Source organism: Nocardioides sp. NPDC127503, from assembly GCF_040302165.1.
Classification (GTDB): Bacteria; Actinomycetota; Actinomycetes; order Propionibacteriales; family Nocardioidaceae; genus Nocardioides.
Genome location: NZ_JBEORH010000012.1, coordinates 152,220 through 164,383 on the forward strand (window position 1 = coordinate 152,220; position 12,164 = coordinate 164,383).

7 protein-coding genes are annotated in these 12,164 nt (G+C 70.8%); all 7 read left to right on the forward strand.

Features of this window, described 5'->3' with window-relative positions:
- Positions 1-46 precede the first annotated feature (46 nt).
- Entirely contained in the window at positions 47-3,904 is a 3,858-nt protein-coding gene (locus tag ABTW65_RS24915; protein WP_350665183.1) for an endo-alpha-N-acetylgalactosaminidase family protein, read from the forward strand.
- Positions 3,905-3,949: 45 nt separating this feature from the next.
- Positions 3,950-4,732, forward strand: coding sequence for a DeoR/GlpR family DNA-binding transcription regulator (locus ABTW65_RS24920; RefSeq protein ID WP_350665185.1), 783 nt, complete (start codon positions 3,950-3,952; stop codon positions 4,730-4,732).
- A 90-nt stretch (positions 4,733-4,822) separates the two neighbouring features.
- The gene (locus ABTW65_RS24925) at positions 4,823-5,743 is read left to right on the forward strand and encodes an SIS domain-containing protein (RefSeq protein WP_350665187.1); all 921 of its coding nucleotides are present in this window, start codon (positions 4,823-4,825) and stop codon (positions 5,741-5,743) included.
- Between the two features lie 4 nt (positions 5,744-5,747).
- Positions 5,748-6,674, forward strand: a complete 927-nt coding sequence (locus tag ABTW65_RS24930) for an ROK family protein (RefSeq protein ID WP_350665190.1) — start codon at positions 5,748-5,750, stop codon at positions 6,672-6,674.
- The gene (locus ABTW65_RS24935; protein ID WP_350665191.1) at positions 6,671-7,579 is read left to right on the forward strand and encodes a 1-phosphofructokinase family hexose kinase; all 909 of its coding nucleotides are present in this window, start codon (positions 6,671-6,673) and stop codon (positions 7,577-7,579) included. Before ABTW65_RS24930 ends, ABTW65_RS24935 begins: the two co-directional genes overlap by 4 nt.
- A gap of 1 nt (position 7,580) precedes the next feature.
- Positions 7,581-8,432, forward strand: a complete 852-nt coding sequence (locus ABTW65_RS24940; RefSeq protein ID WP_350665193.1) for a class II fructose-bisphosphate aldolase — start codon at positions 7,581-7,583, stop codon at positions 8,430-8,432.
- Between the two features lie 100 nt (positions 8,433-8,532).
- On the forward strand, positions 8,533-12,093 hold the full coding sequence (locus ABTW65_RS24945) for a TIM-barrel domain-containing protein (protein ID WP_350665195.1): 3,561 nt from the start codon (positions 8,533-8,535) through the stop codon (positions 12,091-12,093).
- The last annotated feature ends 71 nt before the right edge of the window (positions 12,094-12,164 follow it).

The window sequence follows — 12,164 nt, forward strand, 5'->3', positions numbered from 1 at the left end:
TGATGGACGGACCTCGTCAGGCCCACCCCCACCCTCGGGAGTCACGATGCCGAAGCGTTTCCCCACAGCCCTCCTCGCGTCCGTGACGGCCTTCGCCGGCGTGGTCGCCATCGCGCCCGAAAGCCATGCCGCCCCCGCGGGCGGCTTCACGCTGACCTCGCCCGTGCTGAGCGTGCACGTGGCCGAGGACTTCCCCGCCGTGCTCGGCTACCGGCACACCGCCGGCGGCGAGATCAGCGGTGCCGCGACGCCGCCCACCGCCGTACGGATCAACGGCACCGCCCACACGGCGCATGTGACCGGCACCCAGGTCGACGCCGACACCGCGACCTACCGGCTGACCTTCGCCGACCTGCCCGGCGTCGAGCTCGACGCGAAGCTCGAGGTGGCCGGCGACGTCGTCATCTTCGCGGTCACCAAGGTGACCGACACCGCCGAGCACCGGGTCGGCACCCTCGACATCCCCGGACACGACCTCCTCTCGGTCAGCTCGGACCAGGCCGGCGCGACCGTGAACACCGCCGTCGTGAGCGCGGACCGCACCACCAACGGAGACACCCACACCGAGGTCACCGCGGACCTGGCTACGACCGAGAGGCCGGTCGGATCCGCGTACGCCATCGTCGACACCGACCAGCTGGCAGCCGCGATCGAGACCAACTCGGTCTACGACCAGAGCAGCGGCGACGCGACGAGGGAGCGCGGCCGGATCTGGCGCAGCGTGAGCGTAACCGACAACGGCCGCCGCGTCGGGCTGTGGAGCGGCCAGTGGACCTACCGGGCGACCGGCTCGCCCTACACCGAGGAGCTCCCCTGGGCGAAGGTCACCATCACCCCCGACGCCAACGGTGACCAGGCCGTCGACTGGCAGGACGGCGCGATCGCGCTGCGTGACATCCAGCGGCCGATGAACGGCGCGGAGGAGACACCAGAGCGGGTGGTCACCCACATCCCGTTCAACTTCGCCAGCCAGGCGACGCATCCGTTCCTGCGTACGCTCGACGACGTCAAGCGGGTCTCGCTGGCCACCGACGGGCTGGGACAGCTGGCGGTGCTGAAGGGGTACGGCTCCGAGGGCCACGACTCCGCGCACCCCGACTACGGCGGCAACTACAACACCCGCGCCGGTGGGCTCGACGACCTCAACACCCTGGTCCGTGCGGGCGAGAAGTGGGGCGCCGACTTCGGCGTCCATGTCAACGCGACCGAGGCCTACCCCGAGGCCAAGACCTTCAACGAGACCCTGGTCAACGAGAACAGCCCCGGCTGGGACTGGATCGACCAGTCCTACTACATTGACCAGCGCACCGACCTCGCCACCAAGAACATCGTCGACCGCTTCGCCCAGCTGCGCCGCGAGGCGCACCCGAACCTCGACTTCCTCTACATCGACGTCTACTACTCCTTCGGCTGGCTCCAGGAGCGCCTCGCCCGCGAGCTGCGCGGGCAGGGCTGGAACATCGGCACCGAGTGGTCCTACCACTTCGAGGAGGACGCGCTCTGGTCCCACTGGGCCAACGACGAGTCCTACGGCGGAGCCACCAACAAGGGCCTCAACAGCCAGATGATCCGGTTCGTACGCAACGGGCAGAAGGACACCTGGAACCCGGACAAGCTGCTCGGGCACACCGAGATCGTCGAGTTCGAGGGATGGACCGGCGAGAACGACGTCGACGCCTTCTACGACAACATCTGGCAGACGAACCTGCCGACCAAGTACCTGCAGAAGAACCCGATCCTGCGCTGGAGCCGCGACGAGATCGTCCAAGACGGCGGCGTACGCGTGGTCAACACAGGCCAGACCAAGGCGACCCGGAAGATCTACCAGGACGGCGACCTCGTGCTCGACGGCGACGCCTACCTCCTCCCCTGGAAGGAAGAGCAGCAGGACGGGGCGAAGCTCTACCACTACAACGCCGACGGCGGGCGGACCACCTGGGACCTGACCGACGCCTGGAGCCAGAGCGGCCGGCTCAACGTCTACGAGCTCACCGAGCAGGGCCGGGTCGCGGCGGGCAGCGTCCCGGTGCGCAGCGGCAAGGTCACCCTCGAGGCGGAGCCGGGCACGGCGTACGTCCTGACGAAGGCTCCCGACAGCTCACCCGAACCGCAGTGGGGTCAGGGCAGCCACGTCGTCGACCCGGGCTTCAACGCCGGCGACCTCGACGCCTGGCACCCGAGCGGCCCGGCCACGACCGGGCGGACCTCGACCGGTCAGCAGGTCGCCGTCCTCGGCGCCGGTGAGCGGGCCGCGATCAGCCAGCGCCTCCAGGGCCTGCGCAGCGGGCGCAACGCCCTGGGCGTCTGGGTGGAGGTCGAGCCCGGCCACAGCCGCGCGACCTCGGTCAGCGTCACCTCCGGCGGGAAGACCTACACCAACAGCGTCGAGCGATCGACCGCGAAGAACCTGGTCGCCGCCGACGAGCTGCACAGCACGTACTTCCAACGTGTCGAGGTCCCCTTCGATGCCGGCCGCGACGGCACAGCCACCGTCAGGATCTCCGCGGCGGCAGGCTCCGGCCGCGTCCGCCTCGATGACGTACGTGTCGTCCCGGTCAAGCGTGACCTGCGGGCCGAGCCCGGGGCGAAGGTCGTCGTGAAGGAGGACTTCGAGGAGGTCGTCCAGGGCTGGTCGCCGTTCGTCAAGGGCACCTCGGGCGGCGTCACCGACCCGCGCACCCACCTGGCCGAGCGGCACGAGCCCTACACGCAGAGCGGCTGGAACGGCAAGGTCACCGACGACGTGATCAGCGGCGACTGGTCGCTCAAGTCGCACGCCGAGAACGGCGGCCTCGTCTACCGCACGGTCCCGCAGACCGTACGTTTCGAGCCCGGCCACCGCTACCGGGTCTCCTTCGACCACCAGGCCGAGCGGGCCGAGGACTACGAGTGGGTCACCGGCTACGACTCGGTCGCGAGCGGCGAGCCGCGCACAATCGAGGTCGGTGCTCGCCCGATCGGCAAGCAGGTCGAGACGACCCGGTTCAGCGAGGAGTTCGTGGCCGGCGGCTGCGGCGACTATTGGGTCGGACTGCGGACCGCCGACGACAACGGCGCGAACGGCGACATCAGCATCGACGACTTCACCGTCGAGGACCTCGGTGCGGCCGCCGACCTGCCGGCCTGCGCGACCCTCGCCGTCGACGCCGGGGAGGAGAAACTGCTGCCGGGTGCAGCCAGCGAGGTCACCACGACGCTGACCAGCGACGAGGCGTCGGAGACCGGCGCCGGGACGGTCGGTCTCGAGGTGCCGGAGGGCTGGACGGCGGAGGCCACCACGCCCGCGGCCTTCGACTCGCTCGCTCCAGGCGCGAGCCACTCGGTGACCTGGAAGGTCACGCCGCCCGCCGACGCGGCCGAGTCGAGCTATCCGCTCACCGGCTCCGCGACGTACGACTTCGGCGGCGAGACGCGCACGGTGACCCGCTCGGTCACGGTGCAGACCGCGCCGCCCCCGCCGACCGCGGACACCTACGCCAGCGATCTCGGCTGGATCTCGGCCACCAACGGCTGGGGACCGGTGGAACGCGACACCAGCGTGGGGGAGAACGGTGCCGGCGACGGTGGGCCGATCACGCTCGCCGGCAAGGTGTACGCCAAGGGGCTGGGCACGCATGCGGTCTCGAAGGTGCGCTACTACCTGGCCGGCAACTGCACCAGCTTCACCGCCGACGTCGGGGTGGATGACGTACAGACCTCGCGCGGCTCGGTGAGGTTCTCCGTCGTCGCGGACGGGGCGACGGTCACCGAGACCGGCACCCTGGGGCCGGCCAGCGCCACCGTTCCGATCACCGCTGACGTCACCGGTGCCGACTATGTCGATCTGGTGGTCGGCGATGCCGGCGACGGGAACGGCAACGACCATGCCGACTGGGCCGACGCGACCTTCCACTGCGGGTCCTGAGGGGCCGGAACTGCGTAGGCTGTCCGGGACGCAGGAAGGGGCCCTATGAGGCAACAGCGACTCAACCAGCTGCTCGAGCTGATCAGCGAGCACGGGCACGTGTCGATCGCGGAGGTGGAGAGCGCGCTCGGCGTCTCGGCGGCGACCGCCCGCCGCGACATCGGGCACCTCGCCGAGCAGCGGCTGGTCACCCGGACACATGGCGGCGCGACCGCGCTCGGCTCGGCGTACGAGCTGCCGCTGCAATACAAGATCGGCCGCCAGGCCGACGCGAAGCAGGCGATCGCGACCGCGGTGGCCGACCTGCTCGTGCCGGGCGAGACGGTTGCGCTCAACGGCGGGACGACGACCAGCGAGGTGGCGCGCGCGATCGGGCGCCACCCCGATCTGGCCGAGGACGACAGCATCACCGTCGTCACCAACGCGCTCAACATCGCCTACGAGCTCTCGATCCGGCCCAACGTCAACATCGTGGTGACCGGTGGCGCGGCTCGTACGCAGTCTTACGAGCTGGTCGGTCCGCTGAGCGAGGGGGTGCTGTCGAAGGTCCACATCGACACCGCGATCCTCGGCGTCGACGGCATCAGCACTCGGGCCGGGCTCACCACGATCCATCCGGCCGAGGCCAAGATCAGCGCCGACTTCATCGCGGCGGCGCAGCGCACCATCGTCGTGGCCGACAGCACCAAGCTCGAGCATCCGACCTTCGCGCGCATCGGCGACCTCTCCGGCGTCTCCATGCTCGTCACCGACCGGGTCGTGCCCGAGGCGCTCGCGAAGGCACTGGCCGAAGGCGGGACGGAGATCATCGTCACGAGTGAGCGATAATGATCGTTTGAAGTGATTGTTTGACAAAAACGCGCAGCGCGTTGGATGATTCGAGTCCAGCCGGCAACACAACGGAGGGTGACCCGCGCCATGACCGCATCCGCACCGACGACGCATCTCGCAGCCGAGATAGCGACGCAGCCTGCCAACTGGATAGCGGCCAGAGGCACCGCCGAACGAGCCGCCGATGCCCTGCCGAAGCCGGGGGAGAAGGTCGCGGTCGTCGGGTGCGGGACCTCGCTCTACATGGCGCAGGCGTACGCCGCGCTCCGCGAGGAGCAGGGCGACGGCATCACCGACGCCTGGACGCCGACCGAGGCCCGAATCGACCGGGGCTACGACCGGCTGCTGGCGATCACCCGGTCCGGGACCACGACCGAGGTCATCGACCTGCTCGCTCAGGTCCGCGGCAGGATCCCGGCGACGGTGATCTCGTCCTCACCCGGGACTCCGGCACTCGAGCTGGCTGAGCCGATCCTCATGCCCGAGGTGGACGAGAAGTCGGTGGTCCAGACCCGCTTCGCGACCACCGCGCTCGCCATGCTGCGCTGGCACCTCGGTGAGGACCTGAGCCTGGCCGCCGAGCAGGCCCAGCAGATCATCGACGCCGGCGAGAGCGCGTACGGGCCGGCGCTGACCGCTGAGCAGCTCACCTTCGTCGGCCGCGGCTGGACCAACGGCGTGGCGCAGGAGGCGGCGCTCAAGCTGCGGGAGTCCGCGCAGCTGTGGACCGAGTCCTACCCGATGATGGAGTACCGGCACGGTCCGCTCTCGATCAGCGCCCCCGGCCGCGTCGTGTGGGCCTTCGGCGACCTGGTGCCGGGCTTCGCCGAGGACGTCGCCGTCACCGGCGCCGACCTGGTGCACCACGAGGTCGACCCGCTCGCCGAGCTCGTGCGCGTGCATCTGCTCTGCGTGGAGCGGGCCCGTCGCGCCGGTCTCGACCCCGACGAGCCGCGCAACCTCACGCGCTCGATCATCCTGAGCCCGGCTGCTGCTCCTCCCGAGTGAAGCGATGAGGGAGTCTCCTATCGAGCGGGCTCTCGCCCTCGCGTTCGACGTCGGCGGCACCTCGGTGCGTGCCGCCGTGGTCGGCGCCGGTGACGTGTCGTTGGCGGAATCGCGGGTGGCCACCCGCACCGGTCTAGCTGTGCTCGACGACATCGCGCAGCTGGGTGAGCAGCTGCTCGCCGGCCTCAGCCCCGTGGCCCGGAACCAGGTCGCCGGGGTCGGGGTCGCCTTCCCCGGCCTGGTCGACACGGAGTCCGGGACCTCGCTCAAGGCGGTCAACCTCGGTCTCGTCGACACCCCGGTGGCAGCGCCGCTGTCCGAGCGCCTCGGCCTTCCGGTCGCGGTCTCGCACGACACGGCCGCCGCCGCGGGTGCGATCTGGGTCGACGCCGGCTCGCCGGCCTCCGCACTCGTCGCGGTGCTCGGGACGGGCGTCGCTGCGGTGACGTACGTCGAGGGCAGGCCGATCGCCGGCGTCTCCGGTCAGGCTGGTGAGCTCGGCCACCTGGTGGTCGACCCGGCCGGGGCCCTGTGCACCTGCGGGCTCCACGGCTGCGTCGAGACGCGCGCGGGCGCTCGGAGCATGCTGCGGCGATATGCGTCGCTGGGCGGCTCCGGGGTCACCGGCGTCGCCGAGCTCGTCGCCCGGGTCGAGCACGATCCGCGTGCCGCCCGGGTCTGGTCCGAGGCGATCACCGCACTCGCCGACGGCTTCCTCGCGGTGGGAGCGCTGCTCGCCCCCGGCGAGATCATCCTGGGCGGCGGCGTCGCCGAGGCCAGGGGATACCTGCTCGAACCGCTACGGGTCCGGATGCGCGAGCGCGCCGGCGTGACGGCGGTTCCGCCCGTACGTCTCTCCGCCCTCGGGGGCCGAGCCGGCCTCGTCGGCGCCGCCCGGCTGGCCCTGGCCCCGATGGGGCAGAAACCATGATCCTCACCGTCACGCTCAACCCGGCGATCGACGTGACCTACCGGCTGCGTCGGCTGACCGTCGGCGAGGTCCACCGGGTCACCGAGGTCACCACCCGGCTCGGCGGAAAGGGCGTCAACGTCGCCCGGGTGCTGCACCAGCTGGGCGAGCCGACCCATGCGGTCGGTCTCGCCGACGACGACTTCGCCGAAGCCCTCGCGCGGGAGCTGCCCGCGACCTTCCTGCCCGAGCTGGAGGGTGTACGCCGCACCGTGGTCGTCGTCGCCGACTCGACGACCTCGCTGTGGGAACCGGGCCGGCAGGCCGCCCCCGGAGCCGACCAGCGACTGCTGGACCTGCTGGCCGACGGGATCGGCGACGCCACGGCCGTCGTCGTCTCCGGCAGCCTGGCTCCCGGAGTGCCCACCGACCTCCCGGCGCGGATCGCACGGCTCGCGGCAGCCGCTGACGTACCGGTGCTCCTCGATCTCGACGACGCTGCGCTGGCCGCCGCGGTCGGCACCGGCGCCGTCCTGACTCCCAACGAGGACGAAGCCACCCGCCTGCTGGGCCGGCCCCTCGACGACCCCGCCGCCGCGGTCGCAGAGCTCGCCGCCCGCCACGGCGGCCCCGTCGTGCTGACCCGCGGCCACCACGGGCTGATCGCGTACGCCGACGGCAGTGGCTGGGAGGTGCGCCCGCCAGCCGGGGTCACAGGGAACCCGACCGGCGCTGGCGACGCGACCGCCGCCGGGCTCGCCCGCGGGCTCGCTAACAGCAGGCCGTGGCCGGAGATCCTTCGCGATGCCGCCGCGCTCGGCGCCGCCGCGGTGGTCACGCCGGTCGCCGGCGAGATCGACCCCGACGCGTACGCATCGTTCCTGGCGGACGTCAGGGTCAGCCGAATCGACCACGAGGAAGACTGACATGCCCCTGGTACCGATGTCGCTGCTGCTCGACAACGCCCGCGGCACCGGCCGCGGCCTGGGTGCGATGAACGTGATCCAGCTCGAGCTGGCCGAGGCGATCGTCGCCGGCGCTGAGCAGGCCGGCCGCCCGGTGGTGCTCCAGATCTCCGAGAACACCGTCGACTACCGCGGCTGGCTGGCGCCGTTGCTGCGGGCGAGCATCGCGATCGCGGAGAGCGCCACGGTGCCGGTCTGCGTACATCTCGATCACGCGACCCGCGTCGAGCTCGTCGAGGAGGCCGTCGAGCTGGGGTGCCCGTCGGTGATGTTCGACGCCTCGAAGCTCGACTACGACTCGAACGTCGCCGCTACCGCCAAGGTCGCGGCCTGGTGCCACGAGCGTGGCGCCTCCGTCGAGTCCGAGCTCGGCGAGGTGGGCGGCAAGGACGGGGTGCACGCGCCAGGGGTCCGCACCCAGCCGGCCGAAGCGGCGGCATACGTCGAAGCCACCGGGGTCGACGCGCTCGCGGTCGCGGTCGGTTCCTCGCACGCGATGACGACGCGTACGGCCTGCCTCGACAACGAGCTCATCACCCGGCTCGCCGATGCCGTCGACGTGCCGCTCGTGCTGCACGGCTCCTCCGGGGTCCCCGACGAGGGCATCGTCGCGGCCATCGCCGCCGGGATGACCAAGGTCAACATCGCCACCCACCTCAACGCGACCTTCACTCGCGCCGTCCGCGCGGCGATCGCCGACGAGGCGAAGGTCGACCCGCGCAAGTACCTCGGCGTCGGCCGCGATGCGGTGGCCGGCGAAGCCGCCCGTCTGCTCACGCTGATCGGCGGACCAAGGGTGGACCGCGCAGTGTGACCTGCGTTACAGTCGCCTCCAACTTGCGATTGATTCTGACTCTTTAGGGCGTGAGGCGATCATGTTCAATCACTCAATCCGACGCTTGTTGGTCCCGGGGGTGGCTCTCGCCGCCGCTCTGGTCGCGCTCAGCCCGGTCAGCTCTGTGGCTGCCGAGCCGAGCGAGCTCGGCGACGTCACCGGCTTCGAGCGCGACGGCGACAGCTACACCTTCGAGTCCGGCGAGGCCGCACTGCGCGTGACCTTCGAGGACGCCGACATGGTGCGCGTACGCCTGGCCCCGAACGGCGAGTTCACCGACCCTGCCAACGACGACCCCACCGAGCCTGGCGCTCCCGACGCCGACATCGTCGTCAAGCGCGACTACCCCGGCGGACAGTCGGAGGTGAAGGAGACCGGCGCGGCGTACGTCATCAGCACCGACGAGGCCGTGCTCACCGTGACCAAGCAGCCGATCACCCTGCGCCTCACCGACCCGGACGGGAAGGTGCTGATGGCCGAGGCCTCGCCGCTGACCTGGGACGAGAAGAGCACCGCACAGCACCTGGAGCGCGGCGCCGAGGAGCAGTTCTTCGGCGGCGGCATGCAGAACGGCCGGTTCAGCCACCGCGGCGAGACGATCAAGATCTCGCGCGACTTCAACTGGAACGACGGCGGCAACCCGAACGCGGTGCCGTTCTACGTCTCCTCCCGTGGCTACGGGGTCCTGCGCAACACCTTCGCGGCCGGCAGCTACGACTTCGGCGCGCCGACCACGACCACCCACGACGAGCAGCGCTTCGACGCCTACTACTTCGTCGGTGACGCCGAGCGCGTCATCGACTCCTACACCGAGCTGACCGGTCGGCCGGTCGCGGTTCCGATGTACGCCCTGGAGGTCGGCGACGCCGCCTGCTACCTCCACAACGCCAACCGTGGCGAGCGCGAGACCCTCCGTGACTCGACCGCGATCGCGGAGGGCTACGCCGAGCACGACCTGCCGCTGGGCTGGATGCTGGTCAACGACGGCTACGGCTGCGGCTACGAGGACCTGGCCGAGACCGGCGACATGCTGAACGACCACGGCGCCGAGCTCGGCCTGTGGACCGAGGACGACCTGACCGAGCAGGAGACCGAGGTCAAGGCAGGCGTACGCGTCCGCAAGACCGACGTCGCCTGGGTCGGCCCGGGCTACCGCTTCGCGCTCGACGCCTGCGAGCAGGCCCGCGACGGCATCGAGACCAACAGCACCGACCGCTCGACCGTCCTCACCGTCGAGGGCTGGGCCGGCACCCAGCGCTGCGCCGCGGTCTGGAGCGGCGACCAGTCCGGAAGCTGGGACTACATCCGCTGGCAGATCCCGACGTACGCCGGTTCCACCATGTCCGGCCAGCACCTCGCCACCGGCGACGTCGACGGCATCTTCGGCGGCAGCGCCGAGACGTACGTCCGTGACATGCAGTGGAAGATGTTCCTGCCGATGACCTACCTGATGAGCGGGTGGGCGGCCTCGGACAAGCAGCCGTGGCGCTACGGCGAGCCGTACACCTCGATCAACCGGAAGTACCTGAGCCTGCACGAGCGGCTGCTTCCCTACTTCTACACGCACACGATGCGGGCCAACCGCAACGGCGTGGGAGCGGTCAAGCCGCTCTACCTCAACTACCCCGAGGACCCGAAGACCTGGGGCGACGCGGTCAAGTACGAGTTCCTCGCCGGTGACGACTTCCTGGTCGCGCCGGTCTACGAGGACGCCACGACCCGCGACGGGATCTATCTCCCCGAAGGCACCTGGGTCGACTACTGGAGCGGCCGGGTCCAGCAGGGACCGACCACGATCGACGGCTACAAGGCTCCGCTGGACACGCTGCCGCTCTTCGTACGCGCCGGCGCGGTCGTGCCGCAGTTCCCCGAGGGCACGCTCGACTGGCAGCAGGGCAAGAAGTCGGGCCGCCTCGACCTGGACATCTACCCGCAGGGTGCCTCGTCGTTCGTGAACTACGAGGACGACGGGCGCAGCCAGGCGCACGCCTCGGGCGAGTCCGCCACCCAGAAGTTCGAGGTCAACGCCCCTGAGCAGGGTCGCGGCCGGGTCGTGGTGCGGCTGGGCGAGGTCGATGGCTCGTACGCCGGCAAGCCCGCCTCGCGCGAGTACGGGCTCAGCGTGCACTCCGATGCCGAACCGGGCAGCGTGGAGCTGTCCGGCGAGGAGCTGCCTCAGCGGGGCTCGAAGGAGGAGCTGGAGGGCGCGGCGACCGGATGGTTCCACGACTCTGCGGCCGGTGTGACGCATGTGAAGACCGGGAAGCTGTCCACCTCCTCGGGGGCTGTGGTCGCGCTGAACGGGTCCTCGGCGGTCGGCGGTGGCCACCCGGCCGACCGCAACGTGACCCTGGACGCCGCCACCGCCGCGATCGCGGTCGCCGGCGAGGCCTCGGAGGTCAGCGCCACCTTCACCAACGACACCGGCTCCCGCGTCCAGCTCGACTCGATCACGGCCGCCGCACCTGAGGGCTGGGACGTACGCCCGGGTGCTGCAGTGTCGGGGTCCCTCGCGCCCGGTGCCTCCCGCACCGCGACGTTCAGCGTCACGCCACCGGCGGACGCCTCACCCGGCCGGGTCAAGATCGACACGACCGCGACCTACGTCGCCCACGACCGGACGTACGCCGTGACCGACTCAGCCACGACCACGGTCGCCCATCCGGACCTGGCCTCGGCGTTCAACAACGTGGGCGTCACCAGGGCCGAGGATCCCGGACCGGGCGACATCGACGGCGGAGGCAGCAGCTTCCTCGCCGGCAAGCTCGCCGAGAAGGGCGTCACTCCCGGTGCGACGGTGAACGCGAACGGCTTCGACTTCATCTGGCCGGACTCGGAACCGGGCACCAAGGACAACGTCGCCTCCGGCGGCGAGACCATCCGGATCAGCGGCAAGGGCAACGCGCTGGCCTTCCTGGGGACCGGCACCAGCCTCTCGGCAGCAGAGAAGGCGACCGTGCACTACACCGACGGCACCTCGAGCACCGGGACGCTCGGTTTCCCCAACTGGTGCTGCGCGGCGACCGACAGCTATGGCGCCAAGGTGGCAGTCACCACGCTCGGGAAGAACACGCCGAGCGGACCGGCGTACCCGACTGTCTCCTACCGCCTGTTCACCAAGACCCTGCGCACGGACCCGGCCAAGGAGATCGCCGCGGTCACGCTTCCCTCCAACGCCGCGGTGCACGTGTTCGCGATGACGGTCGGCAACGAGGAGATCGTGCCGCCGGCGTTGGCGGACGGCCAGTACTCGCTCGGCAACGTCGGCTCCGGGCTCGCGCTCGACGCCGCCGGTGCGACCAGCAACGGTCAGCTGACCACGTCGGCCGTCGGCGCGGCGGCGTCGCAGAAATGGGTGGTCACCCGGAACGAGGACGACGGCAGCTACCAGCTGAAGAACGCCGGCACCGGTCTGTGCGCCGACGTCGCCTACAGCTCGAAGACGAGCGGCGACCCGGTCGTGGAGTACACCTGCACGGGCACGCCCAATCAACGTTGGGTGATCGCGGCCGACGGTGCGGCACTGAAGGTCTCGGCCAAGCACAGCGGTCTCAGCCTGGCGGCCGGCGCCAACGGGCTGGTCGTGCAGCAGACCGACACCGCGGCGGCGTCGCAGCGCTGGCGCGCCACCCCGAACTAGGCCTACCCGGTCGCACTGCTTACATGGCCTCATGAACCGCGCGACGCGGTGACCGAGGACGGTGATGAGCA